The following is a 14,984-nucleotide window of genomic DNA, read 5'->3' as shown; positions in this document are numbered from 1 at the left end:
CAAATAGAAACTAAATGAACAATAAACTTAAAGGTGGTGATGAGCATGGGATGGTTTAGTAATCCAAAGCAGTCAAAATCAAGTAATGATTTAATTGTAGACGCATTGAATAAATCATTAGCGGTGATTGAGTTTGAACCTAACGGAAAAATAATTACTGCAAATATGAATTTTCTAAACGCGATGGGCTATCGTCTTGAAGAGGTTCAAGGCCAGCATCACTCTATGTTTGTTGAACCAGATGAAGCTCAGAGCAACGATTATAAAAACTTTTGGCAACGCCTGCGTAATGGCGAGTTTATCTCAGATGAGTTTAAGCGTAATGCAAAAGGTGGAGCTGAGGTATGGATCCAAGCAACTTATAACCCCATTGTTGATGAACAAGGGCAAGTATTAAAAGTGGTTAAGTTTGCCACCGACGTGACTGAGCAAAAGTTAATAGCAGCAGAAGCTTCAGGGCAAATTAGTGCTATAAGTAAATCTCAAGCGGTTATCGAATTTAATTTAGATGGCACTATTATTGATGCCAATGATAACTTTTTAAACGCGCTTGGCTATCAACTTAGCGAGATTAAAGGTCAGCACCATAGGCTTTTTATTGAACCCGAACATGCAAATAGTATCGAATATAAAGAATTTTGGGCCAAACTAGGTCGCGGTGAATTTGATTCAGGGGAATATTTAAGAATAGGAAAGCAGGGTCAGGAGGTCTGGATTCAAGCATCTTATAATCCAATTTATGATATGAACGGCAAGCCGTTTAAAGTAATTAAATATGCATCTGATATTACTGAACAAAAAGAGCTTGAAAAAGAATCTCGCAAAGCCGCTGATTTAGCAAATGCGCTTAAAGTTTGCCAAGCAAACGTAATGATTGCTGATGAAAACCTTAATATAGTATTTGTGAACGACCGTGTTCAACAAATGCTAAAAGTCCGCGAAAAAGAATTACAAACCGTATTGCCGAGCTTTTCTGTTGATAATTTAATTGGCACCTGTGTTGATGATTTTCATAAGCACCCTAATCACCAACGTGAATTATTAAAAAACCTAGATAAGCCCTATAAAGCCGAGCTACTGTTAGCTGGTGTCAATTTTACCTTGATTGCTTCACCTTGGATCAGCCAAGACGGAAAGCATTTAGGCACCATTGTTGAGTGGGAAGATAGAACTAATGAAGTTGCGCTTGAAAAAGAAATCGCTGAGCTTATTGGCGCTGCAGGTAATGGCGAATTAGATACAAGAGTAGCGGAAGATGGGAAGGAAGGGTTCTTTTTACGTTTGGCTCAAGGGTTAAATAGCTTAGTTAAAATAGTTGATGATGCCGTTGCCGACACTGGCAATATGCTCGATGCGATGGCAAGTGGTGATTTATCAAAACGTATTGAAAAAGAATACAAAGGTTCTTTTGATAAGCTTAAACGCGACGCAAATGCAACAGCAGATAAATTAACAGAAGTGATTAATCGCATAAATTCATCGGCAACGTTAGTAGCCAGTGGTGCAGAGGAGATCTCTCAAGGTAATGCTGATTTAAGCCAACGTACAGAAGAGCAAGCCTCGTCACTCGAAGAAACCGCTTCAAGTATGGAGGAAATGACCAGTACCGTTCGTCAAAATGCTGATAACGCAAAAGTAGCAAACGACTTGGCAGAAGAAACCTGTGAAAAAGCAATTCAAGGTGGTGAAGTTGTTAATAGAGCAGTTACGAGCATGTCGGCAATTAATGAGTCGAGCAAAAAAATTGCAGATATTATCGGTGTAATAGACGAAATAGCGTTTCAAACGAACTTATTAGCGCTTAATGCCGCAGTAGAGGCAGCAAGAGCGGGTGAACAAGGGCGAGGCTTTGCGGTTGTTGCAGGTGAGGTTCGTAACTTAGCGCAGCGCTCTGCGGGAGCAGCGAAAGAAATTAAAGAGTTAATACGAGATAGTGTAGGCAAAGTAGCTGATGGCTCTCAATTAGTTAATGAGTCGGGCGCTACACTTAAAGAGATTGTTGTGTCGGTGCAAAGAGTGACGCAAATGATTTCTGATATTACAGAGGCATCTGAAGAACAAAGTGCAGGTATTGAGCAAGTTAATAAAGCTATTTCTCAAATGGACGAAATGACGCAACAAAATGCCGCTCTAGTAGAGCAAGCCTCTGCCGCTGGTGAGTCTATGGCTGAGCAAGCTAATGAGATGCGTCGATTACTTAACTTTTTCTCAGTAGATCAGCAAGAGATGACAATGATGTCATCAACTATGCGAACCCCTGAACTATCTCATAAGCCGCAAAGTCGTTTTGTGAGTAATAAGCCCAGGGGCGATAACTTTGTAGACTCAACTGATGAGTGGGAAGAGTTTTAATATTTATCCTTTTTATGCCTCGTCTAATAAATAGTTACAGCGAGGCACTACTTGTTAGCGTTAGGTTTAATTGAGAGCGAACAATGAAAGAGTTTTTGTGTACCGACCACGACTTTAAAGAAATTGCCAGCTTAGTTTACAGCGCATGTGGAATTGTATTAGGGGAGCATAAGCGAGAGATGGTTTATTCACGCTTAGCAAGACGTATTAGGGAGCGTAAATTAACTGATTTTAAAGCTTACTTAGAGTATCTGAATAGCCATAAAGATCAGGAGTTTGATGCCTTTATTAATGCAATAACAACGAACTTAACGTCTTTTTTTCGTGAAATACATCATTTTGAATTTATAAAATCTGAGCTTGTACCGGCTCTTTTAAAGGCCAATAAAAACAGTAAACGAGTAAGAATCTGGTCTGCAGGTTGCTCCACAGGGGAAGAGCCCTACAGCTTGGCGATGACTTTAAATAATGCATTTCCGAGCAATTGGGATGTAAAAATACTAGCAACCGATTTAGATTCTAATGTATTGGCAAAAGCACAAAAAGGTATTTACACCGCAGCGAATGTTAACGGCTTAGATGACGTGCAACTTAAGCGTTGGTTTTCAAAAAGTAAAGACGGTGAAAACTATAAAGTTAGAGATAAACTAAAAGAGTCTATTTCTTTCAAGCGTTTAAACTTATTACAAGATTGGCCAATGAAAGGATCATTTGATCTTATTTTATGTCGTAATGTTGTTATTTACTTTGATAAAGAAACAAAAGATCAGCTTTTTAAGCGCTACGCCAATATATTAAATGAACAAGGTTATTTGTTTTTAGGTCACTCAGAAAGTATGGGTAAAGAGCATTCGCAATTCAAAAATTTAGGGAAAACTATGTACCAAAAGGGACAAAATGCACGCTGAGTTTAGGCCGGTATTACCTAACTTTGAACATATTAAACGATATTGGGATTCGGGCCGAGGTAGCGTTGTTGCTAAAGTACTTCCGGGTGAGTTTTATGTTTCTAAAAATAATGAACTGATCTCTACTGTTCTGGGTTCGTGTATTGCGGCTTGTGTATACGATGAAGTACTAGGTATTGGCGGGATGAATCACTTTATGTTACCAATTCAAAAGGGAGTAGAACTTAAAAATGCGCATAGTTTAAGTTGTCGCTACGGTAATTGGGCTATGGAGTATCTTATAAACGAAGTTTTAAAAAATGGCGCGTCTCGGTGTAACCTAAAAGTAAAACTTTTTGGCGGGGGTAAAATTATTAGTGCGATGACTGATATAGGGCTGGGTAATATTAGTTTTGCAGCGGCGTATATTAAAGAAGAGGCATTAAATCTAGTTGCCCACGATATGGGTGGACCATGGCCACGAAAAATATTTTTTCATCCGAACACCGGTAAAGTTCATATGAAAAAACTTAAAAACCTACATAATAATACGATTGAAAAACGCGAAGTCCGTTACTTACAAAACCTTAAAAAGCAAGAAGTAGTAACCGATATAGAGCTGTTTTAGGAGTATGCATGATTAAAGTATTAATAATTGACGACTCCCCTTTGATTAGGCGTTTACTCACTGAAATATTACAACAAGCTAAAGACATTACAGTAGTGGGGAGCGCAGAGGATCCCTATGAAGCTCGCGAAATGATAAAAAAACTCAGTCCTGATGTATTAACGCTCGACGTAGAAATGCCAAAAATGGATGGTATTAGTTTTTTAAAAAATTTAATGCGATTAAGGCCAATGCCAGTCGTGATGATTTCAACTCTGACGCAAAAAGGCTCTCCTATTACACTCGAAGCACTCGAATTAGGGGCTGTTGATTTTATAGCTAAGCCTACTAATAACGTAAGAGAGCAATTGAGCCAATATGCATCACTTGTCCAACAAAAGGTGCGAATAGCTGCTGGAGCAAGAGTAAGAAGCTATAAAAAAACGGTCGTAACAAATGAGCCTATTAATACTCATTCTCAGTTTTTACTTAATAAAGTAATAGCGGTAGGTGCTTCAACGGGAGGGACTGAGGCTATAAAAGAAGTGCTTATTAAAATGCCACAAAATTGCCCGCCCATTGTAATTACTCAGCATATTCCTCCTGTGTTTAGCGCTTCATTTGCTGAGCGAATGAATCGTACATGCACGATAAATGTGAAAGAGGCTGAACATGGCGATAAGCTTAGCGCGGGCTGGGCTTATATAGCACCGGGAGGGTTTCATTTAAGTATTAAAAAACGAGGTGTTAGCCTGTATTGCCAGCTTGATGATGGCGAGCCGGTGAACAGACATAAACCTGCGGTAGATGTGTTGTTTAACTCATTAGTCGAAACTGGGGCTAAAAACGTAGTTGCAGCCATACTAACAGGAATGGGGAGTGATGGCGCAAAAGGGTTGCTTGCACTAAAACAAAGCGGAGCATATACCTTGGCTCAAGATGAGTACTCGTCTGTGGTATGGGGTATGCCTAAGGCTGCTGCTGAGCTAAATGCAGCTAACGAGATAGTTGCGCTGGATAAAGTAACCCAGCGGCTTTTACATCAGGCCGTTAAGGTTTAGGCGCTTGGATTACCCAAGGCTGCGAAAACCAAAAGTAATCACCAGGGCTTGAAATAGAAGGGGCTGTGCAATTAAAACGAGAACGCCCTTTATTAAGCACCTTTGGTGAGGTGATTTCGACAGTATTTTTAGTTATCCATTTTAAATCTGCTTGGCCTACGCTTGATACATAACAGGCAAATTGGCTCTTATGAAAATCACCCATCTTAAATTCAATTGTGAGCGTGGGTGGATTTTGCTGTGTAACGCTATCTTGATAAGTTAAATTGGTGATATTAAACGCGCGTGAGTTAAGCTTAGTAATAAGGGTTTCTAGTTTACTGTAAAAGCCTGATGCAGGAAAACGCGGTAAGCGGCTAAAATTAGAATCTTTATTTACAGCGCCTGAGTGTTGGCCAATACCCACAAAACCAAGCTCTGTCACGAGTGCTTGCAACTCGTTATTAAACTCACCATACGGGTATGCTAAGTATTTATAATCGTGGCCTATTTCTTCTTTTATGCGCTTTTGAGAGCTAAGAATATCTTGCTTAATACGTGATTGCCATTGTGCATCGGTTTCGTTTTCAAGCTTAAGGTGTAAGTAATCATGTTGCCCGCTATGATTGGCTATTAATGCCCCTTTTTTAGATAACTCTTTAAGCTTATCCCACCCCATTACGTAACTCATGCCTTCGTCTATTAATTTAGGATTTACAAAGATAGTGTACGGGTAGCCAAACTTTTCTAAAATAGGCGCGGCTTGTTCATAGTTATTGTTATAACCATCATCAAAGGTGATGGCGAGTGTTTTATCAGGTAAAGTTTCACCTTGTTGAAGCGCGCTAATTAATTCATTAAGAGGAATAACATTAAAGTTGTGCTCTTTTAAATAGCTTAAATGCTCCGTAAATGTATTTGCGCTAACGCTCGTTACTGCGGGTAGGGTTTCACTAACATGATGATACTGTAAAATAACGGCTGCTTGAGCCCGTAAAGATACACCAATGAGGATAAATAATACTAAATGAAACAATTTCTTATACATAATAAGGCACACCATAAAAGCTTGCTGTTGTTAGCGGGTCCGATGATACTATCAAATATCACAGTGCCGTTGTTAGGAATTGTTGATACTGCTGTAATTGGGCACTTAGGAAGCGCTCATTACTTAGCTGGGATTGCCCTTGGCTCTGCAGTTATATCTATTTTATTTTGGCTTGCTGGCTTTTTAAGAATGAGTACCACGGGGCTCGTGGCACAAGCATACGGAAAAAACGATTTAACCCAACTTGCCGCTTTACTTAAACGAAGCTTATTACTTGCAAGCGCAGTGGCCGTGCTATTAATTGTGTTATCCCCATTAATAAAGCACGCTATAGCTTACCTCTCCGCAGCCAATGGCGACGTACTTGCCCAAGCTTATCAGTATTTTAGCATTCGTATTTTTAGTGCTCCAGCAGCATTATGTAATTTAGTGTTACTGGGTTGGATGCTTGGTGTGCATTATGGTCGAGGTCCATTTTATTTATTACTCGTCACTAATATTGTTAATATAATACTCGATATTTATTTTGTTGTTTATTTAGATTGGGCAGTTGCAGGCGCTGCATGGGCGTCACTTATTGCTGACTATACAGCACTAGTATTTGCACTGTTTTTAGTAGTTAAACTAGCTAAAAAACAAGGCGTTGAGCTAAATGTACCGAATTGGTTGAGTATTAGCAAAATGGCTGAATTATTGAGTTTGAATAGAGATATATTTATTCGCTCTTTAATACTGCAATTATGCTTTAGTTTTATGACATTTTACGCAGCCCGTATAGGCGAAACCACATTAGCTGCTAATGCTGTTTTACTTAACTTTTTAATGTTGGTGAGCTTTGCTCTTGATGGTGTTGCTTACGCCTCTGAGGCAAAAGTAGGGCAAGCTAAAGGCCAAGGAAGTGTTAAAAATATAGAGCTGTGGGTTAAAATAAGCGTATTCTGGGGTATGCTTTTTGGTGTGTTATATAGCCTATTTTTTGCATTATTTGGCAATACCATAATCAAGCTTTTAACTAATGTGCCAGAGGTTATTCAAGAAGCAACGCATTATTTACCATGGATAATAGTATTACCAATTTTAGCCATGAGCTGCTTTTTGTTTGATGGTGTTTTTGTAGGGCTTACGCGAGCAAAGAACATGCGTAACAGTATGATACTTTCAGCTGGAGTTGGCTTTTTTGGTGTATTTTGGGTGTTTATAGACTGGCAAAATAACGGGTTATGGCTGGCTATGAGCTGTTTTATGTTAATGCGCGGGGTTACACTAATAATTAAATATCACCACTTAAAAATAAATAATCAGCTATTAGATTAAATAAATGATTTATTTCCAGAGGTCGGGGTCGTGGTGTTTAGGACCCATATCTTTTAAAACTTGTGAAAAACGATTAGCAAAAATACCGCAGTAGCCCCAACCGGCAAAAAATAATGCGGGGAGTAAAATTGTAACGCCAATTATTTGTAAGCTGTAGTGGGTGTAATACCCAATAGATATGAATATCACGGCTAGCACAAACAGTGCTAAGCCGCGAAAAAAGCGCTTTAAGCTCAGCTTAGGATTGCTCCCTAAGCGATAGATAAGCTGCTTTAGCATTTACAAGGCCTAATAGTAAGAGTGATCGCCCGCTTCGTGTTCTGTTATATCAGCAACACCGGTGATTTCTTCAAACTTAGCTATCATTTCTTTTTCAATGCCTTCTTTTAGTGTTACATCGATCATAGAGCAACCGTTACAACCACCACCAAACTGAAGTATAGCTATACCTGCAGCTGTAATCTCAACAAGGCTTACTTGACCACCGTGGTTAGCAAGTTGTGGATTTACTTCGGTTTCTAGCATGTGCTGTACACGTTCGTTTAACGATGCATCGTCACCTATTTTACGCGCCTTTGCATTTGGTGCTTTTAGCGTTAACTGAGTACCCATTTTGTCGGTAACAAAATCGATTTCAGCTTCTTCTAAAAATGGCGCACTTTCTGCATCTACAACGGCATCAAAACCGTTAAAGTTTAGGCGAATATCGCTCGCTTCTACAGCGTCTTCTGGACAATAAGACACACCACATTCCGCTTGTGATGAACCAGGGTTTACAACAAACACACGAATATTGGTTTGTTGTGATTGATCTGCTAATAGTTTAGCAAAATGCGCTTGCGCTGTTTCGGAAATAGAAATCATAAAACCATCTATACTTGACTAAATTACTCGGATAATGCGTATCATACTCCGCTCATCGTGTTGCGGCTAGTGTTGAGCGTAAAAAGTTGGCATCTATTTTAAGCAATGGTAGCGTGCAAACAACGAACATTTTTTGAGTGATTTATATGCGTTTGGTATTAACATTAATGGTGGTGTTGCTTAGCTTTTCAAGTGTAGCTAAGCCACTTTCGTATTATTTTGAACAAGATGTAAAATTTGACCCTTCAATTCCTACCCCTGAGCAAGTACTCGGTTACGAAGTAGGAGAGTGGCATGTGAGACACGATCAGCTAGTACGTTATATGGAAATACTTGCTGATAAAAGCGACCGTATAAATTTTGAAGTGATTGGCCGCACACATGAACAACGCCCACTTGTTATGCTAACAATTACAGCAGCTGGCAAGTTATCAAGCATAGAGCAAACACGCCAAGCTCACTTAGCACGCTTGAGTAACGATGGATCAGATGCTAATTCTACAAAACAGCCTGCCGTTGTATGGATGGGATACAGTGTGCATGGTAATGAGTCATCAGGTAGTAACTCATCTTTGCTGGTGGCATATTACTTAGCTGCTGCACAAGGTGCTGAAATAGATGAGTTATTAAATAACACGGTTATTTTACTCGACCCTTCGCTTAATCCTGACGGACTTGCTCGTTTTGCTAATTGGGCTAACAGTAACCGAGGTATGAACTTATCAAGCGACCCTAAAACCCGTGAACATGTTGAAAACTGGCCAAGTAGCCGTACCAATCATTACTGGTTTGATTTAAATCGTGACTGGTTATTACTACAACATCCTGAATCGCGCGCGCGTATTGCTAAATTTCATCAGTGGAAACCAAATGTCTTAACAGATTTTCATGAAATGGGACCAAACAGCAGTTACTTTTTTCAGCCAGGTATTCCTAGCCGTAAGCATCCTATAACACCGGATGAAAATGTAACTTTAACTAAAGCGATTGCTAACTATCACGCAAAAACGTTAGATGAAAATAACGCACTTTATTTTACGGAAGAAAGCTTTGATGACTTCTATTACGGTAAAGGCTCAACTTATCCCGACGTAAATGGTGGTGTAGGTATTTTATTTGAGCAAGCGAGCTCTCGCGGGCATATTCAAGATACTATAAATGGACCTTTGAGCTTTCCCTTTACTATTAAAAATCAATTATTAACGAGTTTATCTACCTTTAAAGCCGCTGTTGATAACCGCCAAGCATTACTTGATTACCAAGCTAAGTTTTATAATCAAGCCACTGATTTAGCCAGTGATGAAAGCTTTGAAGGTTATGTAATTGAGGGGGCGGATGACAACACTCGTATTAAAGATTTTTTAGGGTTGTTGAAACAGCATCAAATAGATGCTTTTTCGCTTACTAAATCACTTAAGGCAAATGGCAACAACTATACAACCAATAGTTACTTTGTGCCCTTAGCCCAGCCACAGTACCGCCTAATAAAAGCTATTTTTAGCGAGCAAAAAAACTTTGCTGATAACACCTTTTATGACGTATCTGGCTGGACTTTAGCGCATGCGTTTAACTTACCTTTTGCAAAAGTAAAAAGCAGTTGGGGTTTAGAGGTTGCAAGCACACCGTGGCAAAAAGCGGTAAAACCTTCTTTTGCCGCACTTGAGCAAAGCTATGCGTTTGGCTTTTCGTGGGATGATTACCTAGCACCTAAAATGCTAAACAGCCTTTTAAAGCAAGGTATTAAAGCGCGTGTTGCGCTAAGTCCACTAACAGCCAAATCAAACTCAAGTGAAGTAAGCTTTGATGCTGGTAGTATTATTGTGCCAGCAGGCTTACAAACGAATAATGATTGGGTTGGGATATTAAATAAAGCACAAAACGAATTTGGAATTGCAATCAAGCCTATTAACTCAGGTCTTACAAACAAAGGAGCCGACTTAGGGTCTCGCACAATGGCGGTTGTTAGCGAGCCAAAAGTATTATTGGTAGGTGGTAAAGGCGTAAGCCAGTACGAAGCTGGGGAAGTATGGTATTACCTCGATCGCTTTGTCGGTGTTGCGCCAACAATTGTAGAAATGGAGCGTTTAAGCTCTATCGAGCTCAGTAATTACAGTCATATAGTACTTGCTCATGGAAACTACAATAGCTTATCTGATGCCGATAAAGTGGCTATAAAAAGCTGGGTAAGAAAAGGCGGTGTTACTTGGGGCCATAAAGGCGGTGCTAAATTTTTAGCTGATCAGCAATTACTCAAAGCAAGCTATCTATCACGACAAGATGTAGCAAGTGCATTTAAAACCAAAGGGTTAAGTTACGCCGATAAGGACCATTTAGCGGGGCGTCAGCGCATTGCCGGGGCTATTTTTAATACTAATGTAGATTTGACTCATCCACTTACATTTTCACTTAAGCGCAATACATTGCCCGTATTCAAAAATAGTACTTGGCTGCTAGAAGCTTCCGATGCGCCGTTCGTAAATGTACTTACCTACACTAAAAAACCGTTATTGGCAGGTTTTACTGATGCCGTTAATGTTGAGCAAGTTGCTGGTGGTGCTGGCTTAATTGCACACTCATATGGACGAGGTACTGTGATTGGTATGACCGACGATCCGGTATTTAGGGGTTACTGGTATGGTACTAGTCGACTACTAAGCAATGCACTCTTTTTTGGTCATACGTTTAGAGTAAATGGTGGGTAAAATTATTTTGTACTTTAAAGCAGGCTGTTAAGGCCTGTTTTAAAGTACAAGCTTACCTGCGTTATTAATTATCTTTAATATGACATTTTCATGAATTTACAATACAGGCGCATTTTAGTTCGTCATTTTAATTTACTATCTACCCTCTTTTAAAAGCATTATCGCTATAGGTTTAATTATGGTTTCCAGAAGACAGTTTCTTTTAAGTGCAGGTACGCTCGCATTTATCGGCCTTTCTAAAAGCGCATTTGGTAAAGTTACTTTAGCTAACTTAGCAGATAGCGTATATGCATACGGTGGTTTAATTCCTGATACAAAAAAATTACTCGATTTACCTGCTGGCTTTAGCTACAAGGTTATTTCGCAATTGGGCGATACTATGGATGATGGTTTAAATGTACCGGATAAAGCCGACGGCATGGGCTGTATTGCACTTGATGGCGACACTGTAGCGTTAGTTCGTAACCATGAACTTTCACCTAAAAATATTAAACATGCAGCAACGAGTATTAAGTTGCATAAAACGCCTTTAGCTTACGACGTATTTGATGATGGAGTAGCGCTCCCAGGTGGTACAAGCCACATAATTTACAACATTAAAGAGCATAAAAAAGAACAAGAATTCCTATCGCTTTGTGGAACAATACGCAATTGCTCTGGTGGTATTACACCATGGGGAAGCTGGCTTACCTGTGAAGAAACCGTGGCCAATCAGGCTGATGGATTAGGTAAATCTCACGGCTATATATTTGAAATACCCGCTACTGCAAAAGGTTTGGTAGAACCAGAGCCACTTGTTGCAATGGGACGGTTTAACCATGAAGCAGCTGCAATAGATCCACGCACAGGCATTGTTTACCTTACTGAGGATAGAGGTGATAGCTTATTTTATCGATTTATCCCCAATGAATTTGGCAAGCTCAGTAAAGGTGGCAAGCTACAAGCAATGGTTATTAAAAAGCACTCGCAATTTGATACCCGCAATTGGAGTGAATCAACAATGCTTAAACATACACCGATGGATGTTGAGTGGATTGACTTAGATGAGCCAGAGAGCCCAAAAGATGATTTAAGAATTAGAGGTTATAAACAAGGGGCTGCACTGTTTGCTCGTGGCGAAGGTGTACACTGGGGCGACAACGAGCTTTATTTTTGCTGCACGAATGGTGGTAAAAAACAGCTTGGTCAAGTTATGAAATACCAGCCATCAGAGTTTGAGGGTAGGGAAAGTGAAGGCTCTGCCCCAGGTAAGATAGAGTTGTTTGTAGAGAGTGAAGATGAATCATTATTTAATTTTGGTGATAATTTAACAGTCGCACCGAATGGCCATCTTATTGTTTGTGAAGATCAGTATACCGATATTGTTGATAACCATTTGCGTGGGGTAACACCAAGCGGAGATGTTTATACATTTGCCCGTTTAACTGAACAAACAGAGCTTGCGGGCGCGTGTTTCTCTCCTGACGGTAATACACTATTTGTAAACGTATATTCACCAACTAAAACATTAGCAATAACGGGTCCGTGGAATAGCTTTAAAAGATAAAAGGTTAAACCTGTTGAGTTGATAATTTTAGAATCGATTAACAGGTTTAATATACATGGTAGATAAAAAGTAAATTAATTTCTCGACACAAATATTGGTAACGTTATATTATATCTATTATGCAGAGCTTCACATTACATTCACTTCGAAATCAAACAACACTAATAAAATATGCATTAGTGCTTGTTGTGCTATTCAGTGTTTTTTCTGCTTGGCACGATACTTCTCACGCATTAAAGACAGATCAAGAATGTGAACTCTGTTTAAGCTCTATTGATTTAGAGCATTCAATACCCGCCAAAGTGACTTTGTTTGAGTCAGACTTTCATTCTTTTTCTTTAATAAAATTAAATAGCCAGCACTTTCACAGCGTGTTTGTTGCTATTACAGGCAATAGAGATCCACCGTTCGTTATTTTTAATTAATCAGTTAAACGTATTTTAAACGCTCGTTATTTAACAATAGTGAGTGTGTTTTATTGTGTATTTTTAGAGATAACAACATGAAAAATAACTATTCACCTTTAGTGCTAGCCTTATTAACAGCAATGAGCAGCACCGCATATGCAGCCGACAAAAACATTCAAAAAGATGAAACCGATATAGAAAGAGTGTTAATTACGGCTTCTCCACTAAAACGTACCGTACTTGAATCAAGTACCCCTGTAACAATTTTAAGTGGCGAAGAGTTAGATCAAAATCAAGCCGCAACGTTAGGCGATACTTTGAAAAGCGTACCTGGGGTACACAGCTCTTATTACGGACCTGTAGCAAGTAGCCCAATAATTCGTGGCTTAGACGGACCCCGAATCAAAGTTGTTCAAAATGGTTTAGGTGCATCTGATGCATCGCGTGTAGGGCCTGATCATCAAGTTTCAACCGAAACATCTACTGCTACTCAAATTGAGGTATTAAGAGGCCCCGCTACGCTTTTATACGGAAGCGGCGCTATTGGCGGGGKGGTGAATGTAGTTGACAACCGCTTACCCGTACAAAGGCAAGAAGGTGTAAGTGGTGAAGTATTTGCGCAATACGATAATGTGGCTGATGCTAAAACACTTTCAACAGATTTAAATGCAGGCTCTGGTGATTTTGCTTTTCATATTGATGGATATACCCGAAAAACCGACGATTATAAAATTCCGGTACCGGCTGATATTGATGAAAAGGGCGGAAGTACTACGCTTACTAACTCAGACATTGATGCAAGTGGCTATAACTTAGGTGCGGGTTGGATAACCGATGATACACGCGTTGCGTTTTCGTATGGGCACATGGACTCTGAATACGGTTTACCAGGCGAAGAAGGCGTGTTTATAAAGCTAAACCAAGATCGCTACCAAGGCGTAGTTGACTGGAATAATTTAGATGGCTTTATAAAAGCCGTGCATTGGCAAAATGCATATACGGACTACGAACACTCAGAAATTGAAGGTGCAGAAATTGGCACTACGTTTAAAAACGAAAGTATAGAGTCTAGATTATGGGCTGAACATGCACCTGTATATGGCTGGAAGGGTGTTGCTGGCTTACATTATAATAAAAGTGACTTTGAAGCTATTGGTGAAGAAGCATTTACCCCACCGACTAAAACAGACAGTATTGCTGCATTTTTAATGGAAGAAAAAGAGGTTGGTGCTTTGTTATGGCAGCTTGGAACGCGTGTTGAACAAACAACGCATAATGTAAATAATGACTTTTTTACTGAGCTCAGTGCATCAAATGATATTTTGTTCGACAACAAAGATTACACAGCAGTATCAGGCTCTGCTGGTGTGGTTTGGAGTATTAACAAAAATCATTCATTAGCCTTTAATTATGCTTACTCGCAACGTGCACCATCTGCTTCAGAAATATATGCATATGGGCCGCATATTGGCTCAGGCACATATGAAGTGGGCGGTGGGTTTGAGCTTAATAACGACAATGGTCAGTATAATGTGATTCAAACAGACGAAAGCATGGATAAAGAGGTCTCAAATAATATAGACATTACTTATCGCTACAATGCAGACACCTGGAATGCTAATTTTAGTGTATTTAATAATAATATAAATAACTACATTTTTGAAGACTTTACAGATTTAGTTATTAGCGATGGCGCCTTTATTTCATCGACAGACTATGAAAACCAAGTTGCTATATCAGGAGAGCCGGATGAAGAAAGTGACGGCTTGCCAGTGGTGTTATTTTCACAGCAAAACGCGCGTTTATATGGCTACGAAGCACAAGTTGATTGGCATTTAAATGATGATTGGCGCTTAGAGGTATTTACTGATTATACCCGCGCTAAATTAGATTCAGGTGGTAATGTACCAAGAATGCCACCAATGAGATTTGGATCATCTGTTCACTACGAGTATGGAAATTGGCATACCGAAGTCGAAGTTATTCGTAACGCTAAGCAAGACAAAGTAGCCGAGAACGAAACGCAAACAGAGGGCTATACAATGCTATCTGCCTCAGCTAATTATTACCTTGATTTAGGTGATGTCGATATGACTATTTACATTAAAGGCGATAACTTAACGGACCAAGAAGGTCGAGTGCATTCGTCATACTTAAAAGATGAAGCACCTCTACCTGGTCGTTCAGTTAGCCTAGGTATAAGAGCTCGTTTTTAAT

11 protein-coding genes are annotated in these 14,984 nt (G+C 39.5%); 8 read left to right on the top strand and 3 right to left on the bottom strand.

Annotated features, from left to right (window positions below):
• Positions 1–45 precede the first annotated feature (45 nt).
• The 4 genes from EU510_RS18855 to EU510_RS18840 all read left to right on the top strand — a co-directional run bounded on the left by EU510_RS18855 (position 46) and on the right by EU510_RS18840 (position 4,907).
• Positions 46–2,352, top strand: coding sequence for a methyl-accepting chemotaxis protein (locus EU510_RS18855; RefSeq protein ID WP_149594712.1), 2,307 nt, complete (start codon positions 46–48; stop codon positions 2,350–2,352).
• 83 nt (positions 2,353–2,435) lie between these two features.
• Entirely contained in the window at positions 2,436–3,260 is an 825-nt protein-coding gene (locus tag EU510_RS18850; protein WP_149594711.1) for a CheR family methyltransferase, read from the top strand.
• Positions 3,250–3,867 (top strand): chemoreceptor glutamine deamidase CheD, encoded by a 618-nt coding sequence (cheD, locus tag EU510_RS18845; protein WP_039489124.1) that lies wholly within the window; start codon positions 3,250–3,252, stop codon positions 3,865–3,867. The genes EU510_RS18850 and cheD overlap by 11 nt, the downstream gene beginning before the upstream one ends.
• Positions 3,868–3,875: 8 nt before the next feature.
• Positions 3,876–4,907, top strand: a complete 1,032-nt coding sequence (locus tag EU510_RS18840; protein ID WP_149594710.1) for a chemotaxis response regulator protein-glutamate methylesterase — start codon at positions 3,876–3,878, stop codon at positions 4,905–4,907.
• Here the strand turns inward: EU510_RS18840 and EU510_RS18835 are convergent.
• A complete protein-coding gene (locus EU510_RS18835; RefSeq protein WP_149594709.1) occupies positions 4,897–5,934 on the bottom strand; it encodes a polysaccharide deacetylase family protein in 1,038 nt (345 codons plus the stop codon). The genes EU510_RS18840 and EU510_RS18835 overlap by 11 nt on opposite strands.
• A 42-nt stretch (positions 5,935–5,976) precedes the next feature.
• Here EU510_RS18835 and EU510_RS18830 point away from each other — a divergent pair, with 42 nt between their 5' ends.
• Entirely contained in the window at positions 5,977–7,248 is a 1,272-nt protein-coding gene (locus EU510_RS18830) for an MATE family efflux transporter (RefSeq protein ID WP_149594708.1), read from the top strand.
• Positions 7,249–7,257: 9 nt separating this feature from the next.
• Here the strand turns inward: EU510_RS18830 and EU510_RS18825 are convergent, their stop codons facing one another.
• Together EU510_RS18825 and nfuA are read right to left on the bottom strand one after the other, a co-directional pair.
• Positions 7,258–7,527, bottom strand: a complete 270-nt coding sequence (locus EU510_RS18825) for a hypothetical protein (RefSeq protein WP_149594707.1) — start codon at positions 7,525–7,527, stop codon at positions 7,258–7,260.
• A 9-nt stretch (positions 7,528–7,536) separates the two neighbouring features.
• The gene (nfuA, locus tag EU510_RS18820; RefSeq protein ID WP_002959571.1) at positions 7,537–8,112 is read right to left on the bottom strand and encodes a Fe-S biogenesis protein NfuA; all 576 of its coding nucleotides are present in this window, start codon (positions 8,110–8,112) and stop codon (positions 7,537–7,539) included.
• Between the two features lie 146 nt (positions 8,113–8,258).
• Between nfuA and EU510_RS18815 the strand changes: the two genes are divergently transcribed.
• The 3 genes from EU510_RS18815 to EU510_RS18805 all read left to right on the top strand — a co-directional run bounded on the left by EU510_RS18815 (position 8,259) and on the right by EU510_RS18805 (position 14,983).
• The gene (locus EU510_RS18815) at positions 8,259–10,814 is read left to right on the top strand and encodes a M14 family zinc carboxypeptidase (protein ID WP_149594706.1); all 2,556 of its coding nucleotides are present in this window, start codon (positions 8,259–8,261) and stop codon (positions 10,812–10,814) included.
• 178 nt (positions 10,815–10,992) lie between these two features.
• Positions 10,993–12,360 carry an alkaline phosphatase PhoX gene (locus tag EU510_RS18810; protein ID WP_149594705.1) on the top strand — a complete coding sequence of 456 codons (1,368 nt, stop codon included), beginning with the start codon at positions 10,993–10,995 and terminating at the stop codon, positions 12,358–12,360.
• Between the two features lie 502 nt (positions 12,361–12,862).
• Positions 12,863–14,983, top strand: coding sequence for a TonB-dependent receptor (locus EU510_RS18805; protein WP_149594704.1), 2,121 nt, complete (start codon positions 12,863–12,865; stop codon positions 14,981–14,983).
• Position 14,984 lies beyond the last annotated feature (1 nt).

The organism is Pseudoalteromonas sp. FUC4, assembly GCF_008370255.1.
Taxonomy (GTDB): Bacteria; Pseudomonadota; Gammaproteobacteria; order Enterobacterales; family Alteromonadaceae; genus Pseudoalteromonas.
Note: the sequence above shows the minus strand (reverse complement) of the source record. Positions and strands in the feature narration are given on the sequence as shown.

Excerpts from the sequence above, each read along its gene's own strand:
- EU510_RS18835 (WP_149594709.1), bottom strand. The coding sequence starts at position 5,934 with ATGTATAAGAAATTGTTTCATTTAGTATTATTTATCCTCATTGGTGTA.
- EU510_RS18855 (WP_149594712.1), top strand. The coding sequence starts at position 46 with ATGGGATGGTTTAGTAATCCAAAGCAGTCAAAATCAAGTAATGATTTA.
- EU510_RS18830 (WP_149594708.1), top strand. The coding sequence starts at position 5,977 with ATGATACTATCAAATATCACAGTGCCGTTGTTAGGAATTGTTGATACT.
- EU510_RS18825 (WP_149594707.1), bottom strand. The coding sequence starts at position 7,527 with ATGCTAAAGCAGCTTATCTATCGCTTAGGGAGCAATCCTAAGCTGAGC.
- cheD (WP_039489124.1), top strand. The coding sequence starts at position 3,250 with ATGCACGCTGAGTTTAGGCCGGTATTACCTAACTTTGAACATATTAAA.
- EU510_RS18850 (WP_149594711.1), top strand. The coding sequence starts at position 2,436 with ATGAAAGAGTTTTTGTGTACCGACCACGACTTTAAAGAAATTGCCAGC.
- EU510_RS18810 (WP_149594705.1), top strand. The coding sequence starts at position 10,993 with ATGGTTTCCAGAAGACAGTTTCTTTTAAGTGCAGGTACGCTCGCATTT.
- EU510_RS18815 (WP_149594706.1), top strand. The coding sequence starts at position 8,259 with ATGCGTTTGGTATTAACATTAATGGTGGTGTTGCTTAGCTTTTCAAGT.
- nfuA (WP_002959571.1), bottom strand. The coding sequence starts at position 8,112 with ATGATTTCTATTTCCGAAACAGCGCAAGCGCATTTTGCTAAACTATTA.
- EU510_RS18840 (WP_149594710.1), top strand. The coding sequence starts at position 3,876 with ATGATTAAAGTATTAATAATTGACGACTCCCCTTTGATTAGGCGTTTA.